Source organism: Sporosarcina sp. FSL W7-1283 (assembly GCF_038003105.1).
Taxonomy (GTDB): Bacteria; Bacillota; Bacilli; order Bacillales_A; family Planococcaceae; genus Sporosarcina; species Sporosarcina newyorkensis.
In genome coordinates this window covers 41,688-55,857 of sequence record NZ_JBBOOL010000001.1, presented here as the reverse complement: position 1 = coordinate 55,857, position 14,170 = coordinate 41,688, and the positions used below count along the sequence as shown (strand labels likewise).

Below are 14,170 nucleotides of genomic sequence, written 5' to 3'. Positions count from 1 at the left end.
CGACTCCTAAATCCGAATGAATTATAAGTACATTATCATAATTGTACGGTATTAATCAACTAAGACACGTTCTCCTAGCATCCGTACTGCATGTACATCTTGACAAAAACCTTTCAATGCATTCACAATCTTAGGCACGCGTGATTCCTGTCTTACTAAGCCAAAAACAGTCGGACCACTGCCACTCATCAATACGGCATCTGCTCCGAAGCGTTCCATTTGCTCCTTAAGCACCACCACTTCATCATGTAATCCCATCGTGACAGGTTCTAACACGTTTCCTAATGAAGCACACATTTTATTATAGTCACCTTCTTTTAAGGCTTCTATCATTTGCGCAGTTTTCGGGTGTGATACAGTCGATAAATCTAGCTGACCATAAATGTTTCCAGTCGACACGCCGATAGACGGCTTCGCTAAGATTACCCAGCAATTCGGCGGAGGCGATAAATGAGTAATTTTCTCTCCTCGCCCATTTGCAATCGCTGTCCCTCCATAGACACAAAATGAAACATCCGAACCAATCTCTGCTCCAAGCACTGCCAACTCATCCAACGAGAGGCCCAATTTCCACAAACGATTCAACCCTCGCAAAGTAGCTGCAGCATCCGAACTTCCGCCTGCAAGCCCTGCAGCAATTGGAATATTCTTATCTAACGTTATTTCAACGCCTTCATTTACCCGATATCGTTTTCGCAATAAGTCAGCAGCTTGATAAGCTAAGTTTTTGCGATCATTTGGGACAAAGCGGTGAGACGCTTTAATCGTAATGGAGCGCTCTGATGTAAGTCGAAGCCATATACGATCAGCCAAGTCAACGGTTGTCATGATCATTTCTACCTCATGGAATCCGTCTGGCCGTTTATGCAGCACATCTAAAGTTAAGTTGATTTTCGCAGGTGCCTTTTCGTAAATCATGATAAAAGCTCCCTCCCCACAGCATGTTCTTGCTCATTATATTACCACACAATAGATAGAACATAGGAAGAATAAACGAAAAAAGAACTGCAAGCGTTTTCGCTTTTGCAGTTCCTTTTGTCAGCCTGTTTTGGATTCTCCGGGACATAGGATGGATTATTTTTTCTCCTCCGCTTGCCTGCTTGCCATTTCAATCGCACGTTTCACCATATTGCCCGCATCACGTGATCGAATTCCGCCCCAACCTTCTCGCTGTACAACATCATAAAAGCCAAGGTCTTTTGCGATTTCTTCTTTCAACTGATCTGACATGACGCCTTTTCTCGCCATTCGGTTTTCCTCCTTTTCGGCTGACTACTATAGAATGTGCCGAAATAAAAAAAATACACGTGTTTATTTTATAAATACTCTTTATCCCAGGAGATTAAGGCGCAACAACCCACGTAATGAATGTGCATCATTGACCTCTTACTTTTAGAAAACTGTTTAATATAATAAAAAAACCTGTACAAGAACTACTTGTACAGGTTTGCTAGGAATTAAATTAAAAAAATTGCATCTTGTAATTATTTGATGATAAAGGCAGTTTGATCCGCACCATCAAGAATTGTTATTTCAACCGCTTCGGTCAAAATATCTGCATAGCTGTAAGAAACTCTTTCAAACGCATTGTCATCCTGGTCTAACTCTACTACGAAAACTGCACGATACGTGTCGCGCAAAACTCCGGCATGTTCGATCGTCTTTTTTCGACCGCCATTAGCCTTTAGGTGGAGACGTTTCCCTAAATGAGCATCCAGTGACTTTTTAATGTCTGCTAATGTTTTTGGCATGTTGCTTACACCTCACTAAATACTAGCATAACATTTTTCGGAAGATCTGTCAACCAAATTTTTTATTTTAACAGTGATCCTATGTCTTTGTCAAATGTTTTATGAAAAATTCCACCATTTTTCACAATAAAATTTGATTGACTTTTGTCATGATTTCGGTGTATGGAAATACGGGTATAATGCATTCGAAAGCTTGATGAACTCTGGAATTGACAGTGTTTCTCCTCTTCTTCCGGGATCCACTTCAGCAACTTCGAAAGCCTTCTGAATTAGCTCCTTCTTCTCTTTGCCCTCCGGCAGCGAAGACTGTAAGTTATTCCATATTGTCTTACGGCGATGAAGGAATGATCCCTGAGTTACGATAAACAAAAACTCTTCATCCACTACATCAGGGTACGCATTTTCCTTACGTGTTAAACATAAAACTGCTGACTCTACATTCGGTTGCGGAATAAAAACAGTTTTAGGCACGATCATCGACACTTCTGCATCCATATAATATTGCACGGCTATGGATAATGAGCCGTATGCTTTCGTACTCGGGACCGCTGTGATGCGATCGGCCACTTCCTTTTGCATCATGATGACCAACTGTTTAACCCGTGCCTTTTCCATTAGGAATTTCATGATTATTGGAGTCGTTATATAATATGGCAAATTGGCAACAACTACGATGTCTTCGTAGTCGGCAAATTGTTCCTCTATTACTTGATGAAGATCGGCCTTCAGGACATCTTGATGCAGTACCGTGACATTCGGGTACGGAGACATGGTGTCTTCCAACACCGGAAGCAGACGACCATCTATTTCAAACGCCACTACTTTTCCCGCTTGCCGTGCCAAATGCTCTGTCAGCGCACCGATTCCTGGCCCTACTTCAATAACGCCTGTATTTTTTGTTACAGCTGCGTGGGATACGATATTATGCAATACATTCGGGTCTACCAAGAAGTTCTGTCCTAAACTCTTTTTGAATGAAAACCCGTGCTTTTGTAATATTTCCTTCGTCCTCATCGGTGTTGCGATGTCTTTATACATCAGTATTCATTTCCTCCTCGTCGAGAACTTTTATTGCCTCTTCTAGCTGATCCTGAGATATTCGGAACATCTCCAAACGCTTTTTCAAACCTTTCCCGTTGACCTGTCCAATCTGCAGTAACTCACTCAGCCGGTCACGACGTTTTCTAGATTCATCGTGACCGATCAGCTTGGCATCCAGCAGCCGCGCCATAGGGATCTCCTCAATTGTATGCACACTTACCGTGTAAACAGAAGCCAAGGCATGACGAATCGACTCATCACTTGCATGTTCTATACCTAATCCACGGCCATTCTTAGCAATCGTATCTTTTTTTGAAAGAAACGCGTGCTTGACGCCGGGTACTTGTTCTTCAACAATTGCCCGTATGCGTCTGCCAGGAAAGTCTGGATCTGTAAAGACGATGACGCCCCGTGTCTTTTGTGCATGACGAATTCGCTCAATCGTCTGTTCATTGACAGCAGAACCATTCGTTTCAATCGTATCTGCGCCTGTTGCTCTTTTGACTGCGATGGTGTCTGACTTTCCTTCCACCACAACAACTTCTTCTATATTCACAGGATTCCTCTTTTCTTACCATATCATTCTTTCTATTTTACTGTTTTTTCGCATGCTGCACAACCATACTGGCCACGTTGTCTAAAGACGAAAAAACCGGCAAAGGAAAGAGTTACTCTCCTTTACCGGCGTTGTATAGTCAGTTAATTACTTTGATCTTAACTTGGCGGCGTCCAAATTGATAAGCTTGAGCTTTGGTCGGCATGTGCAAATCGATACGATTGCCTTTAATAGCGCCTCCTGTATCTCCTGCAACTGCGTAACCATAGCCTTCAACCCACACTTTAGATCCTAACGGAATGACACTCGGATCGACCGCAATCACTTTTAAATTTGGGTTTGCGCGCAAGTCGATACCTGTCGCCGTGGTTCCTGAACACCCGTTGCAATAAGCAGTATATGCACTCGCATTAGCATAGAACTCACGTCCTCCGCTCGGTGCGCCACTACGTGAAACACCTACATTGCCATCGCTCTGAGAATTAGCACTAGCGACCATAACTTTTGAACCGACACGTACCACTTTATGTGTAGGCTTCTCAATCACTTTCTCGCTAACTAATTCACGAGATACTACTTTTCCATTTTTCTTTGTGACTTCAAACCTCCGCTGAACTTTCCCTTTTTTGCCTTCTTGAACCACTTTTTCGCGGCCTTTCAGCAATTTAGGGTCAGTTTTCGTTTGCACTTTGAAGTTCTCTGATTCTTCCACTACATCGGTGACCTTTTCTACTCGTGCAATGTTTACTTTAGCATTAGACGCTGTTAACTTTGCTTTCGAATCTCCTTCTACTTTATCCAATTCAGTGAGCCGGATATTTTGATCCCTTAAAAAGTCAGCGACCGTAGTCGAAGTTGACCAGTGTGTACTCTCTTTTCCACCGTCTTTTACAATGACTTGGAATGCCTTTTCGACGGTGATCGGCTGATTATCTGAAATATTCGCTGCCAGAGCAGGTTCTACTTCATCATGTGTGGTAACATCAACATTTGCCTTCTTTAGTACATCCTGTACTGTCTGTTCCGTCGTCCACAGTTCTTGCGTCTTGCCATCGACATCTATAGTAACTTTTTTCGCCTGTTTCCATTGGATGGCCAAGCCATGCTCAATTGGTGTATCCATCGAAGGTTCAAGATGGTCATGTGTCTTCACTTGTATGTCGTTAGCGGCTAGAAGTTCTTCTACAGTGGCAGCAGCAGTACGCAATTCAGTTTGCTTACCGTTAAGCGCCAAAGAGACTGTCTTCTTTTTGCCGTCAATCAATACGAGTGACGTTGTTGTTATGAATAAAGCCATTGCAATCGCTAGAATTGCAATACGCTTACCCTTCGTTGAAAACGTAAACAGGTTTTTCATGGGTTTCTGAGACATGAAAAAACTCCTCCTTCATTACTCGGCTGAGTATATAGTGTTTGTTTTTGCCTGTCAATCTTTTAAATTAAAAATAACTAGATGACCGCATCACTATATTGTCTGTCAAGAAACGCAAACCCAGTGACCACTATATTCACTGTATACCGAAAAGATGTATGGCATTTTCAGTAGTTTGCCTTGCGACTTGTTCAACCGATATTTCTTTGAGACGTGCAACTTCCTCAGCAACCAGCGGTACGTATGCGGGTTCATTGCGTTTCCCTCTGTATGGATGCGGTGCTAAATATGGCGCATCCGTTTCGATCAATAAATTTTTTAGCGGAATCTCTTTTGCTACCTCTTTTGGCATTCTCGCATTCTTGAATGTCACCGGTCCTCCGAGAGAAATTAGGAAATTCATATCAATACATTGTTTGGCCGTTTCAACGCTTCCACCGTAACAATGCATAATCCCACCAACTTCGCTCGCCGATTCTTCCTGCAATATACGGACTACATCGCCCGTAGCATCCCGATTATGAATAATAATTGGCAAGTTCACTTCTTTTGCTAATTGAATTTGTTTACGAAACAGTTCCTGCTGTATGTCCTTCGGTGACTTGTCCCAGTGATAGTCAAGGCCCATCTCTCCAATGCCAACGATTTTAGGATGAGCAGCCAATTCCTTGATCCATTGTAAATCACGATCTGTGCAATCAATCGCGTCAACAGGATGCCAGCCAATTACACCGTAAATAAATGGATAGCGTTCAATTAATTCCATCGCCTTTTCGATCGTTTTTGTATCAAATCCGACCACAACCATTTTTTCTACATTCGCATCGAGTGCACGCTGAATAACCTCTTCCACATCATCTTCGTATTGATCTGCGTTCAAGTGGACATGTGTATCGATAAACATCGTATCTCTCCTCACAGTATTCTCTATTCTATGATCAAAAATTGTGTCTTACATCTCATTCACATTACAAACATGTTACAAACAGGCGGTTGTATATACATACCTTTCCCACCGGATTGAACTAGTAAATCATAATTTATCCTTCAAGTGAATTTATTTGCTCCACGAAAAAAGATGCCCGGTATTAGAACCGGACATCCTTTTTTCGTTAAATTACTTCACTTGTGCTCCATTTTCCAATGAGGAATCGACGGTAGCAAGCTTCAAAACGCCGTCTTTCTTCCCTGCCAGAATCATCCCTTGTGATAATTCACCGCGCAGTTTCACTGGTTTCAGGTTCGCCACGACAATCACTTTCATGCCGACTACTTCTTCAGCATCGTAATGTTCTGCGATGCCTGACACGACTTGACGTTGCTCGTAACCTAAGTCTAGTTGCAATTTCAATAACTTATCGGCTTTCGGCATTTTCTCACACGCCGTCACTGTCGCCACACGCAACTCTACATTCATAAAATCATCAATGGTAATTTCATTCGTTTCTTCTGTCACTTCTTCCACCTCTTCTTGCACTTCAGCGGGAGCCGTGATAGCCATTTGCTGTCGAATATACTCGACTTCTACTTCCGTATCTAAACGTGGGAAGATCGGTACACCTTTTCCGATGACTGTAGTACCATGCGGAATTTGGTAATTGTTTTGTAACGAATCCCAAGCCAGTGAATCTTCCGCAAGACCTAACTGCTCGACCATTTGTTTCGGCGCATTCGTCATGAACGGCTGCAGCAATACCGCTGTGTGATGAAGAGAAAGTGCAAGATGATACATGACAGATGCCAATTTCATGCGGTCTTCTTCTGATTTCGCCAATACCCATGGGGATGTCTCGTCTATATATTTGTTCGTTCGTGAGATTAATGCCCAAACATCCGACAATACAACGCTGAACTGCATTTTTTCCATGGAATGTTCATATTTATTCACTGTTTGTTGGATCATATCACGTAACGACTCATCGTATTCCGTAGAAACCAAGCCTTCCGTCAGGATTTCTCCATCGAAATACTTATTGATCATGGAAATCGTACGGTTCAGTAAATTCCCTAGGTCGTTTGCTAAGTCATAGTTAATACGCTCGACAAATGCTTCCGGAGAAAATACCCCGTCCTGCCCGAACGGAAGCTCTCGTAGTAGGAAATAACGAGTTGCATCCAAGCCGTAACGTTCCACTAACATCTCGGGATAGACAACATTTCCTTTAGATTTCGACATTTTTCCGTCTTTCATCATAATGAAACCGTGTGCAAATACTTTCTTCGGCAATGGCAGATCGAGTGCCATCAAAAAGATCGGCCAATAAATCGTATGGAATCGAACAATGTCTTTTCCTACGACATGGACATCAGCAGGCCAGTATTTTTTAAACAACGAATCATCGTCGGATAAATAGCCAAGTGAGGTAATATAGTTCGTCAGGGCGTCTACCCAAACGTAAATGACGTGTTTTGGATCTCCCGGCACTTTAATTCCCCAGTCAAATGACATACGGGAAACGGACAAATCTTCTAATCCAGGCTTGATAAAGTTATTGATCATTTCATTTTTACGTGATTCCGGCTCAATAAATGTCGGATTTTCTTCATAGTACGCTAACAATCGATCGGAATACTTTTTCATATTGAAAAAATAGGATTCTTCCTCAACACGCTGGACAGGTCTTCCACAGTCCGGACAATTTCCGTCTTCAAGCTGCGATTCCGTAAAGTATGACTCACACGGTACACATTTCCATCCTTCGTACTTTCCTTTATAGATGTCACCATTATCAAGGAACTTCTGGAAGATCTTTTCTACGACTTTCTTATGACGATCTTCTGTAGTTCGGATCAGGTCATCGTACGAGATGTCCATCAGTTTCCAGAGATTCTTTGCAATATCCGCAATTCCATCGACATATTTAAGAGGTGAAAGGCCTTCTTCCTCTGCTTTCTCCTGTATTTTTTGTCCATGCTCGTCCATTCCCGTTAAAAATCTGACATCATATCCACGCAACCGTTTATAGCGCGCCATAGCATCAGAAGCAATGGTAGTATAAGCCGTTCCTATATGAAATTTTCCGCTCGGGTAATAAATAGGTGTAGTAATATAAAACGTTTTAGATTGATTCTCCACACGAATTCCTCCAAATAAATTAATGTATAGTTTCATTTTATCGGATGTTGTACAAAAGTGCCATGTTCTCATCTAATTAAGTGTATTTATCTATCAATTTCTAAGGGCATGAATGACAAATAACTAGATTTACATATAAATTCTCATTTTTTTCCTATCAAAAAATTGATAAATAATATTATTGTTTTTTTAAGTTCTGATGATTGACGATTATTGGAAGAGTTGGTATGATGTTTAATAGACAAGAGAATCATGTCGAATTTTGACGAATAGAAATTTAGAGTGTAGGAGGAATCCTTGTCATGAAATCTACTGGAATCGTGAGAAAAGTTGATGAGTTAGGCCGTGTTGTTATCCCAATCGAATTACGTCGCACGCTCGGTATTGAGCAAAAAGATGCGTTAGAAATATACGTGGACGATGACAAGATTATCTTGAAGAAGTACATGCCAAATATGACATGCTCTATCACCGGAGAAGTCTCAGACGACAATCTTCGTCTAATTGATGGTAAGTTGATTTTAAGTCCTGAAGGCGCTAAACAACTAATTCAAGAAATCGAAGGTAAAATTAATTAATGAAAAAGAATCCCGGACATTCACTCGTTCTGGATTCTTTTTTATTTCAGAAAGATTTTCCTTACCTTAATTAATCCACATGATACGCCTGGTATACATCCCGCTTCCCAAGACCTCTTGCTTCCGCCACTTCCCGAATTGCATCTTTTGAACGTATTTCTTTTTGCTCTATCACCTGTTCAACATGATCTTTTATAGACAATTCCGTCCACCATTCTTCAATTACCTCTTCTTGCACATTGCAATTGCCCTCTACCACTAAGCAAAACTCTCCTCTGATTTCATGAGTGTCCGCCCATTCCACAGCTTCTGCTAGAGTACCCCTCAATAATTCTTCAAAGCGTTTCGTCAGCTCTCGTGCCATGACAATTTTGCGTTCCTCACCAAATTGCTCCGTCAGATTTCGCAAGGTCTGCTTTAAACGATGAGGTGCTTCGTAGAATAACAACGTCTCCTCATAACGTTGCAATTTTTTCAGCTGTTCCTTTTGTTCTTTTTTCTGCCTGGCCAAGAATCCCCAAAATAGAAATGGTTGCGGCGTAATCCCTGAAGCTACGAGGGCTGTCACGGCCGCGTTAGGTCCGGGAACTGGAACGACTGCAATTTCTTGTTCAATCGCAAGTTTGACGAGATCCGTTCCTGGATCTGAAATACACGGCATACCCGCATCACTTACAATAGCTATATCCTTCCCAGTTTTGAGGTATTCTATAATTTTTTCTCCGGCAACTCGCGTATTATGTTCATGATAACTGATTAACGGCGTGTGAATATCGAAATGATTACACAGTTTGATCGTGTTTCGCGTATCTTCTGCTGCTATAAAATCGACTTCCTGCAAAATACGTATAGCACGGTATGTCATATCTTCTAAATTTCCAATTGGGGTTCCGACAATAAACAACTTCCCTGCCTCTGTCGTTTCGGCACTTTTTTGAGAAACAATCATTCTGTCCGCTCCTTTCGAATATACTGCTCTTTTTGCGAACGATTCAATGTCTTAAATTGATACTCTGCTTGCATCGCCTCTCGTTTCGTCTCATACATTTCACGGTAAACATACCTGACTGGCAAGCGACCTCTCGTATACTTAGCCCCTTTTCCTTCATTATGTACACGCAAGCGCCGTTCTAAATCATTCGTATATCCTGCGTAATACGAGCCATCTATACATTCCAACACATAAAAAAAATGCTCACTCGTCGCCATACAGTAGGTGCCTCACTTCCTCTGTATAATTTCCATTGGCCTGATATACATATAAAGGAGGCAGGATTTTTAAATCTGGTTTCCCATCCTTTATGGCTTCGATCAATAACGTATTCGCTTCTTTTCCTTCTTTTGGATAGACAAAGCGAATGCGCTTTGGCTCTAGTCGATGCTGTCTCATAGAAGTGATCATATCCAACAGGCGACCCGGTCGATGAACAAATGCTGCCTTGCCACCTTGTTTTAATAATTCACTGGCAGATTGTACTGCTTGATCCAGCTTCAATTCAACTTCATGTCTTGCGATCGTATAATGCTCGCTTTTGTTTCTTGCACTAGCCTCATTTGCGGGAAAATAAGGGGGATTGCACGTAACAGTATCATAGGTATCGTATCCAATCTTCTTGGCAATCCCAATCACATTATCCTGTAAAATCGACAACTGTTCATCAAGTCCGTTATGAGCCACACTTCTTTTCGCCATATCTGCCAGCCGCTCTTGCAACTCAACCCCAACAATTCTCGCTTTCGTTCGTGCACTCAAAAATAAAGGAATGGCCCCATTTCCAGTACACAAGTCCACTACCTTCCCACTTCGAATCGGTACATAAGCGAACCTTGCCAACAATACCGCATCCAATGAAAATGAAAAAACAGAAGGACTTTGAATAATGCGTAAATCCTCTGCTAATAAGTAATCAAGTCTTTCATCGTCTTGTAAATTCATGCCGTACACTCCTTAATCAAAAGAAAAAGCCAATACCTAAAAATAGGAATTGACCCTTTCAACCGTTCTGTTTATTTAAAAATGACAGACAAAACAAACAATCTTCGCCTTTACGGCTGCTGCCATAATGTACATTGCACACATGAAACCCTTCATTGTACAGCCGAGCTAAATTGTCTACACCCTCGCCAACATCTAGCTTCTTCGGACGTTCATCTCGCGCGGTCTCTTCTATATTTTGTGTAATCTTATCGATTTCATCCAGTCGCGTTCGCAGATGATGGTTTTCCAGACGAAGCGAGTGGTTTTCTTCAGTCATCTCTGCGACAAACCCAATAAGTTCCCTGAATTGTTTTTGCATAGAGTCCAACTGTTGTTCAAACTCCATCACCCTGTCAAGAAAGTTCACTTCTTTCAACTGTTCCACCTCGTCATTTCGTCAATTGAGCCATTTCCTTCTGTAAATCCTCAATCTCACTCCACGCATATTCGAGTACCCTTTCAAAAGCTGGCATATTCACTTGCAGCACGCGTTCCAATAAATTTAAGCCAACCACTTTTCCAATCCCGTCTGGCGTTGCCACTTGAGTGCCAATATCAGGCATTTGTGCTTTTGCTTCCTCGTATTCATCATTTTCATACTTTAGACAACACATAAGGCGCCCACAAAGCCCTGAAATCTTCGATGGATTCAACGAAAGGTTTTGATCCTTAGCCATCTTAATGGATACAGGCTCAAAATCTCCTAAAAATGTGGAACAGCACAGCATCCTTCCACACGGTCCGATTCCACCTAGCATCTTGGCTTCATCGCGTACGCCAATTTGGCGCAACTCAATTCTTGTTCGAAAAATCGATGCAAGATCCTTTACCAAGCTGCGAAAGTCAACTCGACCTTCAGCAGTAAAATAGAAGACAATTTTATTGCGGTCAAATGTATACTCAACATCGACTAAACGCATATCCAACCGATGCTCTATAATCTTTTCAGCACAAACATCAAATGCCTGCTCTGCTTCCTGCTGATTTTCTCTAACAAGCTCTCGATCATTCTCATCGGCAAGGCGAATGATCTTCTTCAATGGCAAGACCACGTCTTCATCATCTATTTCATTACTTCGACTAGCAACTTTGCCGTATTCTATGCCTCTTGCGGTTTCTACAATGACATAGTTACCGACTTCAACCGGCATATCCAATGGATCGAAATAATATAATTTACCCGCTTTTTTAAAACGGACGCCTACGACTTTATACAAACAATAACCCCTCCTGCATAGTAAGCACCAATTGTTCTAGTAAAAGCGTACGATTCATATTTTGATGCAATCGTTTTTTTGCCTGCAAGATGGCATCTATTTTTACAGTTAAACTGCTATACGCATTTTTAACAGAATGTTTAGTGAAGGTTTCCAGTTGATCGGGATACGCAATAGTCGATTGCAGTCCCGCTTTCACCGCTACAATATCACGGTATGCAAAGAGAAGCAAGTCTATCCCTTGTTCACAATCACTTTTTTCCTTCATTAAAGGCATCCAATCTGTCTGAATGAACAACAAAGCCTCACCCGGCGATCGCTGTTCAATTGCCTCTACTAATTTTAACACTAATTTCCGTTTCTGTACAAAGGAATCTTCCTGCGTCATTTCATACGCTTCATTGGCATTGGCGGTCATCATGGTAACGGTTGCGGCCAACGATGTCGTTACTCCTTGCTGTATAAGGGCCTCTATGATGGCCTCTCGATTCATGGGCTGTAAAGGTATTCGCTGACAACGTGATTGAATGGTCGGTAAAACAGATGTGTAAGAGTCAGTCAGCAAGATTGCTGTCACATTGCCTTCAGGTTCTTCAAGAAACTTTAATAGGGTATTGGAGGCTGAACTATTCATTCGCTCAGCGTTGGCAATGATATATACCTTACGCCCTTCCTCATAACCCTTCTTCGTCATTTTCATAATTAATTCTGCCATTTGATCTTTTTTAATATCCTGTCCGTCCGGTCTGATGGTCACAACATTTGGATGATTGCCTGATTGTATCCTTTTGCAGGAATGACATGTTTCACATGGAACATTTTCTTTTGGATCCATACATAGCAGTAACTTTGTAAAATAACTTGCAATAAGTTCCTTGCCTGACCCATTAGAACCGTCGAATATATAGGCATGTCCAACACGCTGACGTTGGTGAATTGTTTGTAAGCGCTTGATTACCTGTTGTTGAGACTGCAATGCATGATTATTGTCGTTTTCCAACATGCAATCTCCTCCTTGGTAGTTCTTCATAGTTGTTGCAAAAAACCCCGTGCTACCAGTAAAATGCAGCACGGGATTACGTATATAAGTTAATCAAAAGTCCTTTGATTTCGCCGATTTTCGCTAGCAAATCAATGGACGATTCTTCTTCATCCAATAGGGCTTCTGTCAGTGCAATTAGTTTCTCATCAATCGTTCGGACAATTTTTAAACGGCGTCCTTCACCAAATTGATTCCAAGTATGGGATTGTTTTAATTCAATACCGGACTCTACTGACTCCTTCAGAAAGCGTTTAATCAGCATTTTATACTTTGCCATATCACGCAAATTCCGTGACCGCGCGAGCCGATCACCTGCACTTGAAATATCTCCAAATAGGCGGGTGATCTGTTCACTTTGCAGGCGTGCTTCCTGCTTCTCCACCATTTGTCCAAAACGAGCATTTCCTTGCAACTGACGAAGCGGGTCTTTCGGTAATTTATCCATCCCTGTACGATAGTCACCATTGACTTTCATCAGAGTTCACCTCAATATTAAAAATGGTGGAACTGTTCAATTGGCAAGACAAATACGGTGGCTCCGCCTACTTCTACCTCGATTGGGTACGGAATATAGGAATCCGCATTGCCTCCCATAGGTGAAACAGGTGCAACCATCTGATCCCGGGAACGACAATTATCACGAATTAAATCCAAAGCTTTTGAAACTAACTCGTCCTCCACACCCATTAAGAATGTAGTGTTTCCTGCACGAAGAAATCCGCCTGTACTAGCTAACTTCGTATTCCGAAAATCACTTTTAGTTAACGCGGAAGATAATCGGTTACTATCTTGGTCCTGTACCACTGCTACAATCAGTTTCAATGTACTCTCCCCTTTTCCGATTTCTTATATCTACACGGCTCTCTCATCCGGTCCGTGTCTACTTCTAAAGAAGGTTCCTTTCTATTATATCACGAATTCCATTTTAAGTTGACTTCTGAATTTACAATTTCCCATACATTTTCGACTACTTGCAACTCTGACTTCTGTGCATCCACTACTTGTATCCGTCCTTCGGCTCGCGTTATCACTTCTTGATACCCTTTATAGACCCGCTTATGAAATTTCAGTTCTTCCAAGTCTAAACGGTTTTGCTCCCGTTCTGTATCTTTCCAGATTCGCTCCAATCCCACTTCCGGCGGTACATCGAAAAAGATCGTACAGTCAGGCATATGGTCTTCTATCGCAAATAAATTGATTGCTAACACATCGTCCATCCCTAGACCTCGTGCAAAGCCTTGATATGCCAGTGAACTATCAATAAAGCGGTCACAGAGTACGATGCTGCCTTCTTCAAGAGCCGGCAAAACTTTTTCAACTAAGTGCTGCCGGCGTGCAGCTGCATACAATAAGGCCTCTGTCTTTCCATCCATCTCTTGATGATTTGCGTCTAAAATCACTTCACGTATTTTCTCGGCAATAGGAATTCCGCCTGGTTCACGTGTCATTGTAACCGCGCGCCCTTGTTCCTTCAATCTTGCAGCAATCTTACGCAATACTGTCGTCTTTCCTGCGCCTTCCGGTCCTTCAAAACTAATAAATAAACCTCTCAAAAAAAA

At 41.9% G+C, this 14,170-nt stretch carries 18 protein-coding genes; 1 reads left to right on the top strand and 17 read right to left on the bottom strand.

The window, feature by feature from the left end:
* Positions 1-51: 51 nt before the first annotated feature.
* From ispE to metG, 8 genes are all read right to left on the bottom strand, one after another.
* Positions 52-918 carry a 4-(cytidine 5'-diphospho)-2-C-methyl-D-erythritol kinase gene (gene ispE, locus MKY93_RS00270; protein ID WP_009499415.1) on the bottom strand — a complete coding sequence of 289 codons (867 nt, stop codon included), beginning with the start codon at positions 916-918 and terminating at the stop codon, positions 52-54.
* A gap of 156 nt (positions 919-1,074) precedes the next feature.
* Positions 1,075-1,248: a small, acid-soluble spore protein, alpha/beta type gene (locus MKY93_RS00265; protein ID WP_009499414.1), complete on the bottom strand. Its 174-nt coding sequence runs from the start codon at positions 1,246-1,248 to the stop codon at positions 1,075-1,077.
* Between the two features lie 236 nt (positions 1,249-1,484).
* Entirely contained in the window at positions 1,485-1,751 is a 267-nt protein-coding gene (gene veg, locus MKY93_RS00260; RefSeq protein ID WP_009499413.1) for a biofilm formation stimulator Veg, read from the bottom strand.
* Positions 1,752-1,898: 147 nt separating this feature from the next.
* Positions 1,899-2,789, bottom strand: coding sequence for a 16S rRNA (adenine(1518)-N(6)/adenine(1519)-N(6))-dimethyltransferase RsmA (gene rsmA, locus MKY93_RS00255; RefSeq protein WP_340757760.1), 891 nt, complete (start codon positions 2,787-2,789; stop codon positions 1,899-1,901).
* Complete coding sequence (gene rnmV / locus MKY93_RS00250; RefSeq protein WP_009499411.1) at positions 2,782-3,348, bottom strand: ribonuclease M5; 567 nt, start codon at positions 3,346-3,348, stop codon at positions 2,782-2,784. Before rnmV ends, rsmA begins: the two co-directional genes overlap by 8 nt.
* 139 nt (positions 3,349-3,487) lie before the next feature.
* Complete coding sequence (locus MKY93_RS00245; RefSeq protein ID WP_340757758.1) at positions 3,488-4,720, bottom strand: ubiquitin-like domain-containing protein; 1,233 nt, start codon at positions 4,718-4,720, stop codon at positions 3,488-3,490.
* 136 nt (positions 4,721-4,856) lie between these two features.
* A complete protein-coding gene (locus MKY93_RS00240) occupies positions 4,857-5,624 on the bottom strand; it encodes a TatD family hydrolase (protein WP_340757756.1) in 768 nt (255 codons plus the stop codon).
* Positions 5,625-5,837: 213 nt separating this feature from the next.
* Positions 5,838-7,832 carry a methionine--tRNA ligase gene (gene metG / locus MKY93_RS00235; protein WP_078818842.1) on the bottom strand — a complete coding sequence of 665 codons (1,995 nt, stop codon included), beginning with the start codon at positions 7,830-7,832 and terminating at the stop codon, positions 5,838-5,840.
* Positions 7,833-8,098: 266 nt separating this feature from the next.
* Here metG and MKY93_RS00230 point away from each other — a divergent pair, with 266 nt between their 5' ends.
* On the top strand, positions 8,099-8,374 hold the full coding sequence (locus MKY93_RS00230; RefSeq protein WP_009499407.1) for an AbrB/MazE/SpoVT family DNA-binding domain-containing protein: 276 nt from the start codon (positions 8,099-8,101) through the stop codon (positions 8,372-8,374).
* A gap of 70 nt (positions 8,375-8,444) precedes the next feature.
* Here MKY93_RS00230 and rsmI read toward each other — a convergent pair whose 3' ends face one another.
* From rsmI to tmk, 9 genes are all read right to left on the bottom strand, one after another.
* On the bottom strand, positions 8,445-9,323 hold the full coding sequence (gene rsmI, locus MKY93_RS00225; protein ID WP_009499406.1) for a 16S rRNA (cytidine(1402)-2'-O)-methyltransferase: 879 nt from the start codon (positions 9,321-9,323) through the stop codon (positions 8,445-8,447).
* Entirely contained in the window at positions 9,320-9,583 is a 264-nt protein-coding gene (locus MKY93_RS00220; protein ID WP_009499405.1) for a GIY-YIG nuclease family protein, read from the bottom strand. The genes rsmI and MKY93_RS00220 overlap by 4 nt, the downstream gene beginning before the upstream one ends.
* Entirely contained in the window at positions 9,570-10,310 is a 741-nt protein-coding gene (locus tag MKY93_RS00215) for a tRNA1(Val) (adenine(37)-N6)-methyltransferase (protein WP_009499404.1), read from the bottom strand. Before MKY93_RS00215 ends, MKY93_RS00220 begins: the two co-directional genes overlap by 14 nt.
* Positions 10,311-10,368: 58 nt before the next feature.
* Entirely contained in the window at positions 10,369-10,728 is a 360-nt protein-coding gene (yabA, locus tag MKY93_RS00210; RefSeq protein ID WP_040760048.1) for a DNA replication initiation control protein YabA, read from the bottom strand.
* A 13-nt stretch (positions 10,729-10,741) separates the two neighbouring features.
* Positions 10,742-11,569, bottom strand: a complete 828-nt coding sequence (locus tag MKY93_RS00205; RefSeq protein WP_078818844.1) for a PSP1 domain-containing protein — start codon at positions 11,567-11,569, stop codon at positions 10,742-10,744.
* Entirely contained in the window at positions 11,562-12,572 is a 1,011-nt protein-coding gene (gene holB, locus MKY93_RS00200; RefSeq protein ID WP_139366049.1) for a DNA polymerase III subunit delta', read from the bottom strand. The genes MKY93_RS00205 and holB overlap by 8 nt, the downstream gene beginning before the upstream one ends.
* A 73-nt stretch (positions 12,573-12,645) precedes the next feature.
* Complete coding sequence (locus tag MKY93_RS00195; RefSeq protein ID WP_009499400.1) at positions 12,646-13,086, bottom strand: YaaR family protein; 441 nt, start codon at positions 13,084-13,086, stop codon at positions 12,646-12,648.
* 17 nt (positions 13,087-13,103) lie between these two features.
* Complete coding sequence (locus MKY93_RS00190; RefSeq protein ID WP_009499399.1) at positions 13,104-13,433, bottom strand: cyclic-di-AMP receptor; 330 nt, start codon at positions 13,431-13,433, stop codon at positions 13,104-13,106.
* Positions 13,434-13,522: 89 nt separating this feature from the next.
* On the bottom strand, positions 13,523-14,164 hold the full coding sequence (tmk, locus tag MKY93_RS00185) for a dTMP kinase (protein WP_340757735.1): 642 nt from the start codon (positions 14,162-14,164) through the stop codon (positions 13,523-13,525).
* Positions 14,165-14,170: the final 6 nt, after the last annotated feature.

Coding starts and splice junctions, on each gene's coding strand:
- ispE (WP_009499415.1), bottom strand. CDS start 918: ATGATTTACGAAAAGGCACCTGCGAAAATCAACTTAACTTTAGATGTG.
- MKY93_RS00265 (WP_009499414.1), bottom strand. CDS start 1,248: ATGGCGAGAAAAGGCGTCATGTCAGATCAGTTGAAAGAAGAAATCGCA.
- veg (WP_009499413.1), bottom strand. CDS start 1,751: ATGCCAAAAACATTAGCAGACATTAAAAAGTCACTGGATGCTCATTTA.
- rsmA (WP_340757760.1), bottom strand. CDS start 2,789: ATGTATAAAGACATCGCAACACCGATGAGGACGAAGGAAATATTACAA.
- MKY93_RS00245 (WP_340757758.1), bottom strand. CDS start 4,720: ATGTCTCAGAAACCCATGAAAAACCTGTTTACGTTTTCAACGAAGGGT.
- MKY93_RS00240 (WP_340757756.1), bottom strand. CDS start 5,624: ATGTTTATCGATACACATGTCCACTTGAACGCAGATCAATACGAAGAT.
- metG (WP_078818842.1), bottom strand. CDS start 7,832: ATGAAACTATACATTAATTTATTTGGAGGAATTCGTGTGGAGAATCAA.
- MKY93_RS00230 (WP_009499407.1), top strand. CDS start 8,099: ATGAAATCTACTGGAATCGTGAGAAAAGTTGATGAGTTAGGCCGTGTT.
- rsmI (WP_009499406.1), bottom strand. CDS start 9,323: ATGATTGTTTCTCAAAAAAGTGCCGAAACGACAGAGGCAGGGAAGTTG.
- MKY93_RS00220 (WP_009499405.1), bottom strand. CDS start 9,583: ATGGCGACGAGTGAGCATTTTTTTTATGTGTTGGAATGTATAGATGGC.
- MKY93_RS00215 (WP_009499404.1), bottom strand. CDS start 10,310: ATGAATTTACAAGACGATGAAAGACTTGATTACTTATTAGCAGAGGAT.
- holB (WP_139366049.1), bottom strand. CDS start 12,572: ATGTTGGAAAACGACAATAATCATGCATTGCAGTCTCAACAACAGGTA.
- MKY93_RS00195 (WP_009499400.1), bottom strand. CDS start 13,086: ATGAAAGTCAATGGTGACTATCGTACAGGGATGGATAAATTACCGAAA.